This is a genomic window from Pseudomonas sputi (genome assembly GCF_021603585.1).
Taxonomy (GTDB): domain Bacteria; phylum Pseudomonadota; class Gammaproteobacteria; order Pseudomonadales; family Pseudomonadaceae; genus Aquipseudomonas; species Aquipseudomonas sputi.
This window is the reverse complement of record NZ_BQHI01000047.1, coordinates 1-18,322: the sequence shown is the minus strand read 5'-3', so window position 1 is coordinate 18,322 and position 18,322 is coordinate 1. Positions and strand designations below refer to the sequence as shown.

The 18,322-nt window shown below is 62.9% G+C and carries 15 protein-coding genes and 3 pseudogenes; 7 read left to right on the top strand and 11 right to left on the bottom strand.

Features of this window, described 5'->3' with window-relative positions; genetic code table 11:
- The 3 genes from L6D81_RS28900 to L6D81_RS28890 form a co-directional block, all read right to left on the bottom strand.
- Positions 1-503: DUF2955 domain-containing protein (locus tag L6D81_RS28900; RefSeq protein ID WP_236182945.1), on the bottom strand; the 503-nt coding region annotated here is incomplete at its 3' end.
- Positions 493-1,590 (bottom strand): HlyD family secretion protein, encoded by a 1,098-nt coding sequence (locus L6D81_RS28895; RefSeq protein ID WP_236182944.1) that lies wholly within the window; start codon positions 1,588-1,590, stop codon positions 493-495. The genes L6D81_RS28900 and L6D81_RS28895, both read right to left, overlap by 11 nt.
- Positions 1,583-3,136 carry a TolC family protein gene (locus L6D81_RS28890; protein WP_236182943.1) on the bottom strand — a complete coding sequence of 518 codons (1,554 nt, stop codon included), beginning with the start codon at positions 3,134-3,136 and terminating at the stop codon, positions 1,583-1,585. Before L6D81_RS28890 ends, L6D81_RS28895 begins: the two co-directional genes overlap by 8 nt.
- A gap of 130 nt (positions 3,137-3,266) precedes the next feature.
- Here L6D81_RS28890 and L6D81_RS28885 point away from each other — a divergent pair, with 130 nt between their 5' ends.
- Together L6D81_RS28885 and L6D81_RS28880 are read left to right on the top strand one after the other, a co-directional pair.
- A complete protein-coding gene (locus L6D81_RS28885; RefSeq protein ID WP_236182942.1) occupies positions 3,267-3,782 on the top strand; it encodes a transporter suffix domain-containing protein in 516 nt (171 codons plus the stop codon).
- Between the two features lie 269 nt (positions 3,783-4,051).
- Positions 4,052-4,837, top strand: coding sequence for a DeoR/GlpR family DNA-binding transcription regulator (locus L6D81_RS28880; RefSeq protein ID WP_236182941.1), 786 nt, complete (start codon positions 4,052-4,054; stop codon positions 4,835-4,837).
- A 49-nt stretch (positions 4,838-4,886) separates the two neighbouring features.
- On the opposite strand, the gene L6D81_RS28875 is transcribed toward L6D81_RS28880, so the two are convergent.
- The 6 genes and pseudogenes from L6D81_RS28875 to L6D81_RS28850 form a co-directional block, all read right to left on the bottom strand.
- Positions 4,887-6,170, bottom strand: coding sequence for an NAD(P)/FAD-dependent oxidoreductase (locus tag L6D81_RS28875; protein WP_236182940.1), 1,284 nt, complete (start codon positions 6,168-6,170; stop codon positions 4,887-4,889).
- Positions 6,171-6,204: 34 nt separating this feature from the next.
- Positions 6,205-7,569, bottom strand: a complete 1,365-nt coding sequence (locus L6D81_RS28870; protein WP_236182939.1) for a glutamine synthetase family protein — start codon at positions 7,567-7,569, stop codon at positions 6,205-6,207.
- A 429-nt stretch (positions 7,570-7,998) separates the two neighbouring features.
- A complete protein-coding gene (chrA, locus tag L6D81_RS28865; protein ID WP_236182938.1) occupies positions 7,999-9,342 on the bottom strand; it encodes a chromate efflux transporter in 1,344 nt (447 codons plus the stop codon).
- A 103-nt stretch (positions 9,343-9,445) separates the two neighbouring features.
- Positions 9,446-9,556: pseudogene (locus L6D81_RS28860) on the bottom strand (GFA family protein); the annotation flags it as partial.
- Positions 9,557-9,640: 84 nt separating this feature from the next.
- The gene (locus L6D81_RS28855; protein WP_236182937.1) at positions 9,641-10,258 is read right to left on the bottom strand and encodes a DNA-3-methyladenine glycosylase family protein; all 618 of its coding nucleotides are present in this window, start codon (positions 10,256-10,258) and stop codon (positions 9,641-9,643) included.
- Between the two features lie 17 nt (positions 10,259-10,275).
- A complete protein-coding gene (locus L6D81_RS28850) occupies positions 10,276-11,358 on the bottom strand; it encodes a bifunctional transcriptional activator/DNA repair enzyme AdaA (RefSeq protein ID WP_236182936.1) in 1,083 nt (360 codons plus the stop codon).
- A 109-nt stretch (positions 11,359-11,467) separates the two neighbouring features.
- Between L6D81_RS28850 and L6D81_RS28845 the strand changes: the two are divergent.
- Positions 11,468-11,881: pseudogene (locus L6D81_RS28845) on the top strand (VOC family protein).
- Here L6D81_RS28845 and L6D81_RS28840 read toward each other — a convergent pair.
- Entirely contained in the window at positions 11,878-12,498 is a 621-nt protein-coding gene (locus L6D81_RS28840) for a LysE family translocator (protein WP_236182935.1), read from the bottom strand. The pseudogene L6D81_RS28845 and the gene L6D81_RS28840 overlap by 4 nt on opposite strands.
- A 275-nt stretch (positions 12,499-12,773) precedes the next feature.
- On the opposite strand from L6D81_RS28840, the gene L6D81_RS28835 reads away from it, so the two are divergent.
- Both L6D81_RS28835 and L6D81_RS28830 read left to right on the top strand, forming a co-directional pair.
- On the top strand, positions 12,774-13,379 hold the full coding sequence (locus L6D81_RS28835; protein ID WP_236182934.1) for a biliverdin-producing heme oxygenase: 606 nt from the start codon (positions 12,774-12,776) through the stop codon (positions 13,377-13,379).
- On the top strand, positions 13,376-15,613 hold the full coding sequence (locus L6D81_RS28830; protein WP_236182933.1) for an ATP-binding protein: 2,238 nt from the start codon (positions 13,376-13,378) through the stop codon (positions 15,611-15,613). The genes L6D81_RS28835 and L6D81_RS28830 overlap by 4 nt, the downstream gene beginning before the upstream one ends.
- Before the next feature lie 7 nt (positions 15,614-15,620).
- Here L6D81_RS28830 and L6D81_RS28825 read toward each other — a convergent pair whose 3' ends face one another.
- Entirely contained in the window at positions 15,621-16,376 is a 756-nt protein-coding gene (locus L6D81_RS28825) for a type 1 glutamine amidotransferase domain-containing protein (protein WP_236182932.1), read from the bottom strand.
- 142 nt (positions 16,377-16,518) lie between these two features.
- On the opposite strand from L6D81_RS28825, the gene L6D81_RS28820 reads away from it, so the two are divergent.
- A complete protein-coding gene (locus L6D81_RS28820; protein WP_236182931.1) occupies positions 16,519-17,106 on the top strand; it encodes a LysE family translocator in 588 nt (195 codons plus the stop codon).
- A gap of 137 nt (positions 17,107-17,243) precedes the next feature.
- A pseudogene (locus L6D81_RS28815) lies at positions 17,244-18,322 on the top strand (hypothetical protein); the annotation flags it as partial.

The window sequence follows — 18,322 nt, the reverse complement described above, 5'->3', positions numbered from 1 at the left end:
GGGGCGGGTGGTGGCGCCGGGCTGTTGGCCGGTTCCGGGAACAGGACGTGGCTCAGGCCGACGATGACGACGGCCAGCAACAGGCCTTTGACCAGCGCGCCGATCACCGCCATCGCCAGTTCGAATGAGGCAAAACCGGCGGCGGAGATCATGGTCATGCCGATCACCAGAAACGTCATGATCAGCACGTTGCCGCCGCGCAAGCCGTAAGTGAACACCAGAAACAGGCCGACACCGATCAGCAGGACGCCACACACCGGGTAATAGCGCAGCAACGGCACCAGCAACAGGCCGAGACTGGTGGTGAGCGCGGCGACCAGCGTCAGCACCAACGCCGTTTTGGCGGGCAATGGCCGGGGCATGCTCGCCAGCAGCAACACCGCTAATACCGGCGACAGAAACGACAGCGGCAAGGCGAGGCCGTAACTGGCGGCAGTGCACAACGCCGTGCCGCAGGCCAGGCGCAGGGCCCGTTGCGCCGGGACGCTGCGTTCAATAGGCATACGACAGCCAGCTCATCAACCAGACAAACATCCGCCCGAGTGGATTGAGCAGATTGCCCTCGCTGGGAAACGCCATGACTTCCGCCTGCCCGCCGGCACGGATCGAACGGCTCTCGAACAGTCGCTTTTTAGCTTCTTCGCTGAACTCGATGATCACCGGAAAACGCTGCGCCGGACGCAGCCAGTCGCGGCTGTTCTGGATCGTTGGCAGGGTGCCGGGCGGTGGAGTCTGGCCGACGCTGACGCCATAGCCAACGCTGCGCACTCGGCCGTCGAGCACTTCGCCGGGCAGGGCGTCGAGGATGATCGACACCGGCGTGCCGGGCTTGATCCGGCCGAGGTTGTTCTCGGTGAGGTCGGCGCTGATCCACACGTCCTGGATCGTGATCAGGGTCATTACCGGACTGCCGGCAGCGGCGAACTGGCCGACGTCGGTACGCAGGTCGGTAATCAGTCCCGCCGAACGCGCGCCGATGCGGGTGTTGGCCAGATCCAGTTCAGCCTTCGCCAGTGTGGCGGCGGCGCTGAGCAGTTTGGCGTTGGTGTCGGTGTTGCCGCCTTCCTGCTCCTGGGCGCGCAGCACTTCGGCCCGGGCGGCGGCGACCTTGCTGACCGCCGCTTCGTGGTTGGCCCGGGACACTTCCAGAAGCCGTACCGAAACGGTGCCCGGATCTTCTTTATACAAGCCTTCAAGCCGCCGATTGTCCTGGCGCGCCTTGAGTTCATTGGCCTGGGCTGCCCGCAACGACGCCTGAGCCGAAGCGATGCCCGCGGTGCTGGCGCCGACCGTGCGCCGGGTGTTTTCCAGATCGGCGCGAGCCCGGTCGACGGCGATCTGCAGTGGCTGCGGATCGAGCTCGAAGAGGATGTCGCCGGCCTGCACGTCCTGATTGTTGCGCACGTTGACCTTGATCACCCGGCCCGCGACTTCCGCCGCCACCGGGATCACGAACGCGCCGACCCGCGCCTGCTGGGTGTAGGGCGTAAAACGGTCGGCCAATAGATACCAGACCAGGCTCAGCACAATCACCAGCAGCACCCAGCGGATGCCTTTTTTCGCCGGATCCGGCGGCGCTTCATCACTCATGGCGGTCTACCTGCGAGGGAATCGGATAGGTCGGTTGGGGCGGCGGGGCGCTCAGCAGATCGCCCCAGTCGGTGCGTTGCTGCATGTGCTGGCGGGTCGCTGAATCAATCTGCGGCCCGGCGCTTTGCCAGCCACCGCCCACGGCGCGGTAAAGCGCGATCAGATTGCTCACGGCGTTGCTGCGGCTGACCAGATAGTTGTCCTGTAGCTCCAGCAATGCACGCTGGGCGTCGAGCACCCGCTGAAAGTCCGAATAGCCTTCGCGATATTGGGTGTTGGCCAGCACCAGCGATCGCCGCGCCGCGCCTTCGGCCTCGCCCAGAATGCGTTCGCGCTCCAGCGCTTTGGTCAGGCCGCTGGCGGCGTCGTCGGCCTCGCGGGCGGCCTGACGGACTTTGTCGCGATAGGCCTCGATCAGTTGCTGCAAGCGCGCATCCTGCACGCGGATGTTGTTGTGGATGCGACCGTAATCGAACAGGTTCCAACGCAGGCTCGGGCCGCCGATCAGGTCAAGGCTGCGCGGGGTGGCGCCGAGGGTGTCGCTGGACCAGACGATACTGCCGAGCAAGGTCAGCGAAGGGTACAGATCGGTCTCGGCCACGCCGACCAGCGCCGACTGCGCGGCAACGTTCAACTCCGCCGCGCGCACGTCGGGACGGCGCAGCAGCAGGTTGGCCGGGACATCCTGCAACACGGCACGATCCACCAGCGGAATCAGCCCCGGTTGTTCCGCCAGAAACGCCGCGCCACCGGGCGGCTGGCCGACCAGCACGGCCAGCGCATTGCGGGTCCGCAGCAATTGGTCTTCGAACGCCGGAATACTGCTCAGGGTGCCGAGGTATTGGGTTCTGGCCTGTTGCAGGTCGAGTTCGGCGGTCTGGCCGCTGCGAAAGAGTTTTTCGGTGATCTCGAAATTGCGCTTTTGCTGAGCGGCGTTTTCCCGGGCGACCCGTAGCCGGGCTTCCGTGGTGCGCAGGGCAAAGTAGGTGTCGGCCACTTGAGCGCGTAGCAAAACGAGGGCGTCTTCGTAGTTGGCCTGGGCGGCGAAGTAGCTGGCGTCGGCGGACTCGATGGCGCGACTGAAGCGACCCCAGAAATCCAGCTCCCAGCCGACATCGAACGCGGCGCTGTGCTGCCAGAAGTGCAGGTCCTGCGGGTTGCTGCCGCCGGACTGGCGGCGGTCGATGTACAGGCTGTCCGCGCTGGCCTGTTGCAGTTGCGGATAGCGACCGCTGTCGGCGATGCCCAATTGCGCGCGGGCTTCGAGGACTCGCAGGCCGGCGATTTTCAGGCTGCTGTTGCGGGCTTCGGCGTCGCTGATCAATCGGTCGAGCACCGGATCGGCAAACACCTGCCACCACTGGCGCAAATCCGGCAGTGTGCCGCGTTCGCTGGCCTGCTCCAATGCTGGACTTTGCCATTGCTTGCTCCAGGCCTCCGCCGGCGGCTGGAACTCCGGGCCCAGCCGCAGGCAGCCGCCAAGGCTCAGCGCACCGAGCAGCAGCAGGTGGCCGGGACGGATCAGCAGGGTTGGCGTTGCAAGCATACCGGGTGGTCCCAGCGGGAAATGTCACTGGAGCATAGACCGCCGATTGCGGGTTGATCGAAGCAATCAGCTGCTACGCTTTTTCAGACGAACGCCAACGAACCTGCTCCGGACAAATAGGTAGGAAACCATGGACACTGCTCAAGAACCGCTTGCCCCCACCAGCGCCAACTGGCGTTTCAAGGTCGGCGTGGCAATCATCTGCCTGATGCTCGGTTCGTGGCTGATGGTGCCGATTGCCGCCGCCCTCGACGTGCCGGGCTCGAAAGTCGCGGCGCTGACCGGGGTGCTGTTCATCAGCAATAAAGTGCTGTTGTTGCTGGTGATCGCGGTGATGGGCAAGGCCGGCTTCGCAGAACTCAAGCGCACGATCGGCCGCTATATCTCCGGCGTGATTCCGACCCCCGTGGCCGAAGTCAGCCCGATGCGCCACAAGATCGGCGTGGTGATGTTCTGCCTGCCGCTGCTATCGTCCTTTCTGGAACCGTATTTCGACAATTTCTTCCCCGGTGTGCGGCCCAATCTCTGGCAGATGCAGGCGCTGGGCGACTTGATGTTCGTCGGCAGCTTTTTCGTACTGGGCGGCAATTTCTGGGACAAGGTGCATGCACTGTTCGTGCGCAAGGCGCGGGTGGTGGCGGAATGATCGCCGATTGAGCATTGGTTTCGATCAGGCGTGCACGAGCGCAATGGCAAACGACACGACGACCATGCAGGCGAAAGCGAAATTGAGGTTCATGGGGTGTTCATCCTGGTCCATTTGAAAGTGAGGCCATTCTGCCGGGGGCGGGTCAAAAGAAAAAATTCGGCTTTGTGATTCCAATGATCGAAGCCATTGATACCCGCGTTGTGTTTGCCGGTTTGCCTGGTTAAGCTCGCACAAACCTGCAATTAAAAGCACAAACAGGCAAAACCATGCACGATCATTCCGTTTCCGAGCTGCCCTCCCTGCGCCGGCAGAAAATCCTTTTGATCCTCGAACGTGACGGCAAGGTCATGGCGTCCGAATTGAGTCAGCATTTTGCGGTGTCCGAAGACACCATCCGCCGCGATCTGGCCGAGCTGGACAACGCCGGGCTGGTGCAGCGGGTGCACGGCGGCGCGTTGCCGAGGCCCAAGGACACCGGCAAGGATTACTTCACCCGGCTCGACGAGATCGACGAGGTGAAGATTCGTCTGGCGCAGTTGGCGGCGCAGCAGGTACGGAGCGGGCAAACAGTGATGTTCGACTCCGGTTCCACCTCGTTGCAGGTGGCGCGCTCGTTGCCCAGGGACATCAGCCTCACGGCAGTCACGGCGTCACCGATGACGGCGATCGCGTTGTCCGAATACCCGGGCATCAAGGTGATTCTGGCGGGCGGGCAACTGAATCCGAAAACCATGTCCGCTGGCGGTCATGAGGCGCTGCGGTTGCTGTCGGGGATCAAGGCTGATCTGGCGATCACCGGGGTTTGCGCGATTCATCCTGAGGTGGGCATCACCTCGCTGCACTTCGATGAAGTGCCGGTCAAGCAGGCGCTGCTCGACTGTGCGGCGCGAGTGATTGCCGTGACCACGGCGGACAAGCTCGGCGCGGTGGAACCGTTTGTGGTGGCGCCGTGCGAGCGCTTGCACACGCTGATTACCGAACGGCATGTGGCGTCGGGGAGTGTCGAGGATTATCGGCGGTTGGGGATTGAGGTGGAGCAGTTGCCCGACTGAGGTTTTGCAGCCAAAAAAGGCCCCATCACTGGCGATGGGGTCCGCTCGATCAGCGCAGTTTTTCCAGCATCTGGTAGTACCACATGCCCGCCGCCAGCATCGGATTCCCCAGCAGATCGCCCATCGGCACGCGAATGTGCGAGCACGCGGCGAACGTGTCGAACTGCTGCATCTGCCCGGTGATCGCCCGGCTCATGATTTCACCCATGATGTGGGTCGTGGCGATGCCGTGGCCGGAGTAGCCCTGGCAATACCAGACGTTGTCCGAGAGCTTGCCCAGTTGCGGGATGCGGTTGATGACGATGCCCATTGCGCAGCTCCACTGGTAATCGATCTTCACCCCTTTGAGCGCCGGGAAGGTCTGCTCGATGCACGGCCGCAGTTCGCCGGCGATGTCCCGTGAGTCCTTGCCGCTGTAGTTGGCGCCGCCGCCGAACAGCAGGCGCCCGTCGGCGGTGAGGCGGTAGTAGTCGAGGACGAAGCGGCAGTCGTAAACGGCGAGGTCTTCGGGGTTGATCTGCTTTGCCAGATCGCCCAGTGGTTCTGTGGTGACGATGCCGCCCATGGCCGGGAAGATCTTGCCCTTGAGCTGGCCCGGCTCGAGCTTGTGGTAGACGTCGCCGGCCAGCAGCACCTGATTGGCGTCGATCCGACCGTGGGCGGTGCGCACGCCGGGACTGTCGCCGTGAATGATCTCCAGCACTTCGCTGTTTTCGAAGATCAGCGCGCCGAGGCTTTCCGCTGCTCGCGCTTCTCCGATGCACAGGTTGAGCGGGTGCAGGTGCATGTTGCGGGTGTTCTTGATCGCGCCGTGATAAAGGTCGCTTTGCAACAGGTCACGCACCTGGCTGCGGTCGAGCAGGCTGACCTCATCGCCCATGCCACGGCGCACGGCTTCGTCGTAATCACTGCGCAAACCGGCCATGTGGCTCGGCTTGTAGGCCGCATGCAAATGGCCGTGCTTGAGGTCGCAATCGATCGCGTATTTCTCGACCCGTTGCTGGATGATTTCGTGCCCACGCCAGCGCAGGTGCCAGATGAAATCGTCGACCTCATCGCCCAAGGTGTTGCGCATCTGTTTGCGCATCGCGCCGTCGCCGGACAGGCTGCCGGTGACCTGACCGCCGTTGCGCCCGGTGGCGCCCCAGCCGATCTTGTGGCTTTCGACGATGGCGACTTTCAGGCCTTTCTCGGTCAGTTCCACGGCCGTGGCGACGCCGGTGAAACCGCCGCCGATGATCACCACATCGACCTGGTGCCGGCCTTGCAGGGTCGGGTAGTCGGTGTCGCGGTTGAGGGTCGCGGTGTAGTAGGAATTGCTGCGTTCGGTCATGTCGGTATCCAAAGTAAAAACAGGGGAGTAGGGATCAGGCTTCGGTCAGGTACCAGCGCCAGTCCTGCTCGCCCACTTCGGCCATGAACTGCCGGTATTCCGCACGTTTCACCGCCAGATACACCCCGAGAAATTCCTGTCCCAGCGCATCCCGTGCCCACACCGAATTCTCCAGTGCCGTGAGCGAAGTCAGCCAATCGGTCGGCAGCAACTCTTTCGCCTGCGCATAACCATTGCCTTGCACCGGCTCGCCTGGATCGATGTTTTCTTTTATCCCGCGATGAATGCCCGCGAGGATTGCCGCCGCTGCCAGATACGGGTTGGCATCGGCGCCGCAGATGCGGTGTTCGATGTGCCGGGTGTTGGCCGGGCCGCCGGGCACGCGCAGGCTGACGGTGCGGTTGTCGACACCCCAGGTCGGCGCCAGTGGCGCGTAGCTGTTGGCCTGGAAGCGGCGGTAGGAGTTGGCGTTGGGGCAGAACAGCAGCAGCGAATCAAGCAACGACGCGAGCATCCCGCCAATTGCCGTGCGCAGCAGCGGGGTGCCCGCCGGATCCTCGGAGGCAAACAGATTGCGCCCCTCGGCATCGGCGAGGCTGACGTGCATGTGCATGCCGGTGCCGGCCAGATGATCGAACGGCTTGGCCATGAATGTCGCCTGCATCCCGTGCTTGTGCGCCACGGCTTTGACCAGCCGCTTGTAACGCACGGCCTGATCCATTGCCTCCAGCGCATCACCGTGTTCGAGGGTGATTTCCACCTGGCCAGGCGCGTATTCCGAGATCGCCGTGCGCGCCGGAATGCCGTGCAGTGTGCAGGCACTGTAGAGGTCGGCGAGGAACGGTTCGATCTGTTCCAGCTCACGCAAACCGTAGACCTGGGTGTGTCGCGGTCGACCGCCGTCGGCATCCAGCGCCGGTTGCGGGCGGCCGTTGTGATCGCGTTTGGCGTCGAGCAGATAGAACTCCAGCTCGCAGGCCATTACCGGGTGGTAACCCTCGGCTTTCAAGCGGTCGATGACCTTGATCAACAGGTGACGCGGGTCGGCGATGCTCGCCGGCATGCCTTGTTCCGGGTGCATGCTGACCTGCACCGCAGCGGTCGGAATCTGCCGCCACGGCAGGCGTACCAGACTGCCTTCCAGCGGGTAGGCGCGGCAGTCGATGTCGCCGACGTCCCACACCAGACCGGAGTTTTCCACGTCTTCGCCCTGCACGGTCAGGCCGAGGATGGTGCTCGGCAGCGGGCGACCGCTTTCGTACACGGCGAGCAGTTCTTCGCGATGCAACAGCTTGCCGCGCGGAACGCCGTTGGCGTCGAGGATGAACAGCTCGATCATGTCGATGTCGGGGTTCTGCTCAAGAAAGTGACGGGCGTCTTCAATGGCTGCGAATTTCATAATCAATCAATCACTCACGATGGCGCCGCACAGGCGCGCAGATTCGGGCCGGACGCAGCTCGGCAAAAGGCGCGGGCGTCCTGGCAGGGATATCGAAAAAAGAGGGGGAACTGTCGCGATTTTTTAACGGCGCGATCAGACGGGCAGGCAGATATCCGGCGGGCGTGCGGAGTGACGCAGCTTGGAACGGCTCAGGGCCATGGGGAGATTGACGATGCGATTCATGCGCGGCCCCTGTGAAGGAGGGCGCACAGTGCAGAGCCGTTCAACGATTCTGATTGTTGGAGTGACGTGCTCATGACGCGTGTTTCCGTTGGCGGAAAACGTCGGCGGCGGGAGTGTCCCGCCAGGCCGGTGTGGCTGGATAGTAAGGGGGAATCCCCGGAGAAGTAAACGCCTGTTTCCGCAGGCGTTGACGTGCACCCCGGTTCAGCGCAACAGGTAAAACCCCAGCCCGACGAGGGCGCAAACGATCAACACCTCGATTACCCCGCGCTTGAAAAAGAACAGGGCGAGGGCGGCTGCCAGGGCCAGCAGGATCGAGAAAACGTCCGGTTGCCCGGCGAATCCATTGGGCCAGAACACGTGCCAGGCAAAGAAACACGCCAGATTGAGGATCACCCCGACCACCGCTGCGGTGATCGCAGTCAGCGGTGCGGTGAACTTCAGTTCATTGTGGGTCGACTCCACCAATGGCCCGCCGGCGAGGATGAACAGGAACGAAGGCAGGAAGGTGAACCAGGTCACCAGCGTCGCGGCCAGCGCGCCGGCGGCAAACGCGTGCTCCGCACCGAATGTCGGTTGCACGTAAGCACCAACGAATCCGACAAACGCCACCACCATGATCAGCGGCCCCGGCGTGGTTTCGCCCAGCGCCAGGCCGTCGATCATCTGCGTCGGGGTCAGCCAGCCGTAATGCCCGACCGCGCCTTGATACACGTAGGGCAGCACGGCATAAGCACCGCCGAACGTCAGCAATGCTGCCTTGGTGAAGAACCAGCCCATCTGCGTGAAAGTGCCATCCCAGCCGAACAACGCGGTCAGCAACGCCATCGGCAGGCACCACAGCAACGCACCCACCAGCACCAGACGCATCACCCTCGGCAGGTTGAACCGCGCATGTTCGGGCGGTGGTGTGTCGTCATCCACCAGCGCCGGGCCGAAGGATTTTTCGCTGCCACGATGGCCGCCGTTGCTGAACCGCTGCGGCGCCCAGCGTCCGCCGAAATAACCGATCAATGCCGCGCCGAACACGATCAGCGGGAACGGCACGTTGAAGGCAAAGATCGCCACGAACGCCGCCCCGGCAATCGCCCACAGCCAGCTGTTCTTCAACGCTCGTGAACCGATGCGATGGGCCGCGTGCAACACGATCGCGGTCACCGCCGGTTTGATCCCGTAAAACACTCCGGCCACGGCGGGCACATCACCGAACGCGATGTACACCCACGAAAGGGCAATCAGGATCAGCAGCGAAGGCAACACAAACAGCGCCCCGGCCAGCACGCCGCCAGGGGTGCGGTGCAGCAGCCAGCCGATGTAAGTCGCCAGTTGCTGGGCCTCCGGGCCGGGCAGCAACATGCAGTAGTTGAGCGCATGCAGGAAGCGCCGCTCGGAAATCCAGCGCCGGCGCTCCACCAGTTCCTGATGCATGATCGCGATCTGCCCGGCGGGGCCGCCGAAGCCGATGCAACCGAGTTTGAGCCAGAAGGGCCAGGCCTGGCGCAGGCTGATGGGTTGAGGACGGGGCAAGTCCTTTGGCGTTTCGCTCAAGTGTGGCTCCACGTTCGATTCGGCGGGAGGCGCTATCTAATCAGGCTTTTGTTGCATTCGACAGTGCCTCGTCTGACGTCGGTCAGGTTCCAGTGAAACGCCGCCCTCTGATCACTCTCCCGATCGAGCAGTAGCAACGCTGATAAGGGTAGGGGCGGGCGCTGTCGAGGGTAAATGAAACCGCACCGCAGTGGCAGGAGCCTTCAAGGTGCATGACTCGCCTCCGGTTGGGCTTTGTCGATGCGGTTGAGCCTGGAAGAGAGGGGGGGAATGCGCTCGCGAAGAACGCTATCGCGGTCTACGGCTTGGCTACCCGCCACAAATACCACGCCGCCACGGTGCGAAACGGACTCCACGCCAACCCGATCTCGATCATCTGCTTGCGTGTCGGCTGTACCTCCAGCCCTTTCAACCGCCGATAGCCCTCGCGCACGCCAAAGTCATCGGCCGGCAGAATGTCCTGACGCTCCAGGCTATAAATCAGCAACATCTCGACCGTCCAGCGCCCAACCCCGCGCAGGCTGACCAACCGCTCGATCAGCGCCTCATCCCCCATCGCCAGCGCCGAGGCGTAATCCGGCACCACACCGTCCAGGGTCGCCTGGGCAATTCCCTGAATCGTCGCAATCTTGCCCGCCGAAAACCCGCAACTGCGTAGCCGATCAAAGTCGGTAGCCAGAACTTGCTCGGGACGCGGAAACGACTGCCCGGGAAACAACCCCACCAGCCGCCCGACAATCGCATCGCCCGCCTTGGCGTGCAGTTGCTGATAGGCAATCGCCCGCACTAGCGATTCATAGGGATCGCGCGCCGGATGCGGCTGATGCAGGCAGGGGCCGACAGCAGCGATGTGGCGCTGCCAGTCGGTGTCGAGGCTGGCCAGAAATTCGCTGGCCGGTCGATAGGGATCAGGCATGGTTTATGGTCGGTTTGTCAGAAAGCCAGTTGTTGCGTCAGCTGCACCGCTGCGTTTTCCAGCCGGAGCAAAAACGCCTTGCGCGGTTGTCCACCACCATAGCCGGTCAATGAGCCGTCCGCACCGATCACCCGATGGCACGGCACCACGATTGAGAGCCGATTGTGCCCGTTGGCCAGCCCCACCGCGCGGCTGGCGCCGGGTTTGCCCAGCCGTGCGGCGATGGTGCCGTAGGTGCTGGTGTGGCCGTAGGGGATTTGCCGCAGTTCGCTCCAGACCTGCCGGTCAAACTCGCTGCCGGGCAGGTGCAGCGGCACGCTGAATTCGCTCAGCTTGCCGGCGAAATACAGCGCCAGTTCGTTTTCGATCTGCTGCAAATGCGCGTTGTGCCCCGGTGCGACTACATAGCCGTAGCGGTTCTGCAATTCTTCGACTTCGCGGGTCAGCGCCGGACGGTCGAGAAATTCCAGCAGCACCAGCCCGCGTCGCTCGGCCATGGCGATCATCGGCCCCAGCGGCGTGGTCAGGCGAGTGAACAGCAGCGGCTCGCTGGCTGCCGCGCGTCCCGGCGTGATGTGGAACGACTTCTGAAACGCATCGCGAAAACCGCTGAGGGATTCATAGCCGGAGTCGAACGCGGCGTGGTCGATGGACGTGCCTTGCTTGATCCCGCCCAGCGCCATGCCGAGCCGGCGGGTGCGCAGCCATGCATGAAAGGTCATGCCGAAATGCTGCTTGAACCAGCGCCGAAGCTTCAGCGGTTCGATGCCCTCGGCGAGCAATTGCGCATCGCTCCAGCGCACCTCGGGATCGGCGTCGACCGCTTTCAGCAGCCGTTGCACCCAGTCCGGGGCGATGGCCGCGGCGTCCAGCGGTTTGCAGCGCAAACAGGCGCGGTAACCGGCGGACAGGCAGTCGTCGGCGTGGGCGAAGAATTCGACGTTTTCCGGTTTCGGCTTGCGCGCCGTGCAGCTGGGGCGGCAGAAGATCCCGGTGGTTTTCACGGCCGTAAAGAACACGCCTTCATAGGCAGTGTCGCGTTCGAGCATGGCGCGAACCATTTCGGCGTGGGGCGGCAGGACAGCGGTCTGTATGTTCATGGGGCGAGGATAAAACCAGTTATTCGATGGCTCCACCGAAAAATCGATAGTGAATTTTCGGGCCGCTGCACTACAGTGATCGGGTCGCTACAACTCGGGAAATGAAGGTATGCCACCGTTCACGATTCAACACATCGATCACATCGTGCTGCGCGTCGCCGATCTGCAACGCAGCATTGATTTCTACGACCGGGTCTTCGGTGCCGAAGTGGTCAAGCGCAACGAAAAATTCGGTCTGGTGCACCTGCGCGCCGGCACGTCGATGATCGATCTGGTCGATCTCGACGGGGAAATCGGCCGCAAGGGCGGCGCCGCTGCCGGCAGCGAACGGCGCAATGTCGATCACTTCTGCCTGCGCATCGAGCCGTTCGATGAAGCGGCCCTGGTCAGCCATCTGCAAGCCTGTGGCCTGACCGTCGAAAAAGCCGCCACCCGTTTTGGCGCCTAGGGCTACGGCCTGTCGCTGTACTGCTTCGACCCGGACGGCAACCAGGTCGAGCTCAAAGGCCCGTCCGAGGTTTAGGCCCGCTTGGCCATCAACAACACCGAAGCCGCCGCCGACAGCAGCCCCGCGCAGCAACGGTTGAACATCCGTTTGCCGCGTGGCTCGGCGAACCAGCGGCGCATGTGCAGGCCCATGTAGGCGTAGGCGCTGATGGCGATCCATTCCAGCAGCAGGAACAGCACGCCCAGCAGCATGAACTGCGGGGTGATGGCGCGAGCCGGGTCGACGAACTGCGGCAGAAAAGCGGTGAATATAAGAATTGCCTTGGGATTACCTGCTGCCACTAAAAACTCCTGACGCGCCAGGGCCAGAAGCCCGTTCGCGGGCGCCGCTACGGCGTCTTCGCCGGCAGGATCGGCCCGCCACAGCTGCCACGCCAGATACAGCAGATACCCCGCGCCGATGATCTTGATCCCATAGAACAACAGTTCGGACGTTTGCAGCACCACCGCCAGCCCCGCCGCCGCAAGGGCGATCATCCCGGCGAACGCCAGCAACCGACCGACCCCGGCCACGCAGGCGCGACGATAGCCGTAGCGGGTGGCGTTGCTGACCGACAGCAGGTTGTTCGGTCCCGGCGCCATGTTCAAGGCAAAACAGGCGGGCAGAAACAGGGAGAGGGTGACGAGATCCATGGTGCGGGCTCCGGTGGCGGGAGCGTTATTTCTATCATGCGCAGGTGCCGGCCTGAACCGTACAGTCAGGTTGCAGAGTCGCGGTACAGCGATGGACGGGCGCGAATCCGTTCGAACTTTCCGCCGTCTCGTCAACTCTGAATCCTTCACAGGGTGATGAATCCGCCAGAAAAAACCATCTGACGGGTCAGAAAGGCCAATTGCCGTGTAAGCTTTCGCGCCAAGCTTCTCCAATTCCCCCATGGCCCCAGGCGGCCCACTGTACGAGCGACTACATGCAAGCAAAGGCCCGCGAGGTTCATGTACCACCGGTGTTGCAGGATTTGCGCACTGGCACGGCCGAACTGCACATTGCGCTGGAAAAACGCCTTCCTTTCTTCTCCGATACCCTTGATCTGCACGCTTTCGAGCGACTGATGCACGCCTATTACGGCTTCTATCAGCCATTGGAAGCCGCGCTGCAGGACAGCGACGCGATGCCCGCTGATTTCGATCTGACTTCACGCCTCAAGGCGCCGACCCTGCAACGCGATTTGCACGCGTTGGGGGCAAATGGTGGAGATTTTCCGATCTGCCGCCAGTTGCCCGTCATCGAATCCGCCGCCGCCTGTCTGGGCGTGCTGTACGTGCTGGAAGGTGCGACTCTCGGCGGGCAGATCCTGCGTCGCGAGATCGCTACGCGGCTGAATCTCGGCGCGGACAATGGCGCAGCGTTTCTGGATATCTACGGCGCCGCCACCGGCCGGCGCTGGCGCGATTTCATCGAATACCTGGGCAGTCGCCCGATGGACGCCGACGAGCGTGAAGCCGTCGTGGCGGCCGCCCACACTACATTCAGCTGTTTCGAGCACTGGCTCGAAAGCCAGGAGGTTCTGGTATGAACCCGCAAGACAAAGAAGCCTTTGAAGAATTGCTGGCCAACTGCGCCGACGAGCCGATCCGCTTTCCCGGCGCGATCCAGCCTCACGGGTTGCTGTTGACCCTGAGCGAGCCGGACCTTTCGATCATTCAGATCAGCGCCAACGTCGAGACGTTGCTCGCCCGTCCCGCGCAAGAGTTGATCGGCCAGCCACTGCAAAGCCTGATCGGCGATGCCCACGCCGCGCAGGTTCGTGAGGCCTTGCAGCAACCGGCCTTGTCCGATGCGCCGCCGCTGCACTTTCGCCTCAACGGCACCGCGTTCGAAGGTTTGCTGCACCGGCATCAGGATGTGCTGATTCTGGAGCTGGAAATCCACGTCGAAAACTTCCAGCCGCGCAACGTCGCCGGTACCGAAACCCACCTGGGGCGGATGCTCGCGCGTCTGCAAAAGGCTCAGAGCCTGCAGGCGCTGTACGACATCAGCGTCAAGGAAATTCAGGCGATGACCGGTTACGACCGGGTGCTGATCTATCGTTTCGAGGAAGAGGGCCACGGCCAGGTCATCGCCGAAGCGTCCGATCCGTCGATGGAAGTCTTCAACGGCCTTTTTTTCCCGGCCTCCGACATCCCCGAGCAAGCCCGCGAGCTGTACCGCACCAACTGGCTGCGGATCATCCCCAATGCCGACTACCAACCGGTGCCCCTGGTACCCAAGCTGCGCCCGGACACCCAGACCCCGCTGGACCTGAGTTTCGCCACCTTGCGCAGCGTGTCGCCGATTCACTGTCAGTACATGAAGAACATGGGCGTGCTGTCCTCGATGAGCATTTCCCTGCTCAAGGGCGACAAGCTCTGGGGCCTGATCAGTTGTGGTAACCGTCAGCCGCTGCATGTGCCGCACGAGTTGCGCACCGCATGCCAGACCATCGGCCAGGTGCTGTCGCTGCAGATCAGCGCGATGGAAGCGCTGGAGGTCAGCCGCCAACGCGAGGAGAAGGTCGAGGCGCTGGCGCTGCTCAATCAGGCGATGATCGATTCGCCGCAGAACGTCTTCGATGGCCTGGCCAATCAGCCGCAGGTCCTGATGGCACTGGCTAATGCCGGCGGCATCGCGATCATCGAAGACAAGCAATTGCACCGGTACGGCAACTGCCCGGAGCCGGAAGAAATTCGCGCTCTGCACAAATGGTTGCAGGAGCGCGGCGAGCCGGTGTTTGCCAGTCATCACCTGGCCAGTGTCTATCCGCCGGCCGCGCACTATCAGCAGGTTGCCAGCGGCGTGCTTGCCATGAGCCTGCCCAAACCGGTGGACAACGGCGTGCTGTGGTTCCGCCCCGAAGTCAAAGAGAACATCAACTGGAGCGGCGACCCGCGCAAGCCGCTGGACCTGGAAAACTCCGACGCCGGCCTGCGCCTGCGACCGCGTACCTCGTTCGAAATCTGGAAGGTCGAGATGGCCGGGATTTCCACCAAGTGGAGCCACGGCGACCTGTTCGCCGCCAACGACCTGCGTCGCTCGGCCCTGGAAAATGATCTGGCCCGTCAGGTGCGCCGCGAGCAGGAAGCGGTGCGTGCCCGCGATGAGCTGGTGGCGGTGGTGTCCCACGACCTGCGCAACCCGATGACCGTGATCTCGATGCTCTGCGGCATGATGCAAAAAGCCTTCAGCTCGGACGGGCCGCACACTTCGCGGCGCATCTCGACCGCCATTGACACCATGCAGCAAGCCGCCGGACGCATGAATACGCTGCTGGAAGACTTGCTCGACACCTCGAAAATCGACGCCGGCCGCTACACCATCGCGCCGCAGAAACTCGATGTTGCACAGATGTTCGAAGAGGCGCAGTCACTGCTTGCGCCGCTGGCGCTGGACAAGGACATCAGTATCTCGTTCGAGGCCGATCCTGATCTGAGCATCCATGCCGATCCCGAGCGGTTGTTTCAGGTGCTGTCGAATCTGGTTGGCAACGCGATCAAGTTCACGCCGCGCCTGGGCACGGTCGATGTGTATGCCAAATCGGTCGGTGACGACATCGTCTTCACGGTACGCGACAGCGGCGAAGGCATTCCCAAGGATCACTTGCCACACGTGTTCGACCGTTACTGGACGGTGAAAGAAGGCAATCCGACCGGCACCGGGCTGGGTCTGTACATCACGCAGGGTATCGTCGAGGCCCACGGCGGGCAGATCGTCGCCGAGAGCGAGCCGGGGCAGGGCAGCGAATTCCGTTTCACCGTGCCGCGTCTGGACTGAAAACGGATCAGCGCTCGGGTGGCTGCAACATGGCCACCCATTCTGCGGCGAATCGATGGCAGTCGCCGGGCCAGCGTGCTGTCAGCAGTTGGCCGTCGCGTACGACAAATCCCGATTGCGGCTTCTTTGCGCAATCGCGCCTGGCGATCAGCGGCCCGCGTTTGAAGTCGGCTTTGCTGGCCAGCGCGGTTTTCACTTCCGCTTCGACGGTCTGCTTGTAAGTGCGGTAGTAGCGCCCCAGCCAAGCAGCGGTCATCAGCCACGCGGGCCACTCCATGGTGGCCGAGAGCAACGCCGTCACCTTGCGCCCGAACAGCACCGAACGGCCGGTGTCGGGATCGAGCGTCCGGGCCAGTAACAACACACCATGACATACCGCTGCCACGGGTTTTTCGGCCTTGAAAAATTGCAGGGCGATCTGCTGAGCCTGCGTCGATTCCAGCAGCGTGCGCATCCCTTTGGCATGCCCGCCGGGAATCAGCAGACCGTCAAACCGGGTCGTATCGACATCGGCATACGCCAGCGGCTGCTTGAACGCATTGGACTCGATCATCTGCGCGTAACTGTCCAGATCGGCCTTGCGCGTCATCAGCATCGGGCTCAACGGGCCGAAGCCGATTTTCACCAAGCGCGGATCGGCGTGGGCGGGCAAGCCCTGCGGGGTGGCGAAGCGTACTTCGATGCCCGCACTGCGCATTGCCTGCCAGGGCACGCTGCTTTCGGTCGGGTCGTAATCGGTGCTGGGCAACAGAATCAAAATCATCGAGGGCAGACTTCCTGGTCAAATGTGGTCGCATAGCCAGAGCGTAGTGGGTCTGCGCATGCGGGGGTAATTTCCTTCAATACCACCCGGTGTCCGCTGGCTACTGTGAGCGCCTTGTTCCTCGATTTGAAGCAGGTGTGCGATGAGTCTGATTGTGTCGATGGCGGCGTTTGCGTTGGCCGCGTCCATTACCCCCGGGCCGGTGAATATCGTGGCGTTAAGCTCCGGTGCGCAGTTCGGTTTTCGCGCCAGCCAGCGGCATGTGGCCGGGGCGACGCTGGGGTTTGTGCTGTTGCTGGTGTTGATGGGGCTGGGGCTGCACGAACTGCTGGCCCTGTGGCCGTCGCTGACCCGCGTGGTGCAACTGGCCGGGGTGGCATTTTTGTTGTTCATGGCCTGGAAGCTGGCTACCGATGACGGGCAGTTGAATGCCGATCAATCGCGCCGTGCGCCATCGATGCTCTATGGCGCGGTGATGCAATGGCTCAACCCCAAGGCCTGGCTGGCCTGCGTGGCGGGGATGGGCGCGTTTGTCGCCGATGGCGAGGCGCGGCTGGTGTGGCAGTTTGCGGCGGTGTATCTGGTGATCTGCTATCTGTCGGTGGGGTGCTGGGTGTATGCCGGGACGTTCTTGCGCGGCTATCTCGGCAACCCGGCGGGGATGCGCTTGTTCAACCGGGTGATGGCGTTGCTGTTGGCGGTGAGTGCGGGGTATCTGCTTTTGCCCTGAGTCGGGCCACTCGGCTCGCAGATCCGTACACCGTTCGTCTTAAACCCACACCCACCTGTAATTTCTGACAGTAGCCAACCCCGCCAAAGCGCCGCTCAATACCGCCATCACCTGCCACTCGAGCGGAGTTCGCGCCCATGACTGCCAACGATCCCACAGGCTCCACACCGCAGGTACTCAAGGAACTCGAAGTTCCCGGCCGCAACGGTCCGATATCGAAGAACCCGGACGTCTGGGGACTGAACATCGGAGCCTTGATCGAAAATTTCCCGCACGGCCTGTTATGTCGCGCCGGGCCGTGGGGAGTCATGAGCCGGGGCGACAAACTGGTAATCCTCCTGAACGATACGGCGGTGCTCACCAAGACCGTCGAGGCTCATGAAGTCGACACGACGCTGGCGGTGTTTGTGCCCGCCGCCCGTTTCAGCGATGGCCCGTCCAGACTGGCCTACACCGTCACCCGCCAGGGTGGAACGGCCGAACCGTCGGAAGTGATGCAGGTGCGGGTCAAACTCACCCGTCCCGGTGGCCATGACAGCGACGAAGGGCCGGGTCATTCGAAACTGAAAATGACCCTCCCCGAGGAGATTCTCAAGGACGGCATCGACAAGGACAACGTCGCCGCCGGCGTGAAGGTCACCATCGGTCCCTCTGACGACGGGCCAGAGCCTTACCCCAACGCAGCGGCCGGTGACGTGATTCAGGTGACGTGGGGCGGGCGGTTCGTGCTCTACGGACCGCTGACCCAGGATGAGGCCGACGGCAAAGTGCCGGTTGTGGTGCACATCAAAGAGGACGTCATCCGCGAGGCCGGCGACTCGGACAAAACCGGTCTGGCGGTGGCCTTCGAAGTCTATGACGAGGTCCAAAACCGCTCCGAAGACTGGAGTTACGAACAGCGTGTGGTGGTGGCGGTCGACGCCGACAGACTGGATGCGCCGATCTGCAAGCAAGCACTGAACAACGTGCTGGACGCCGACAAACTGGGAGATGCCGACGGCACGGCGCAAATCGTTGCGAACACCCACAAATTCGAGGTCGGTGACATCCCGATCGTCCGGCTCAAGGGCACGCCGCTTGAAGGGGGGCCGATCAACATCGAGATCATCGGCGCGCCGCTGGGCAATGTGCCGAGCATCCCCGAAATCCCGATTCCCAATGCGGCGTTGCGGCAACTGGCCAAGACCCAGATCGGCCTGTCCTTTCGCCTGAAGAA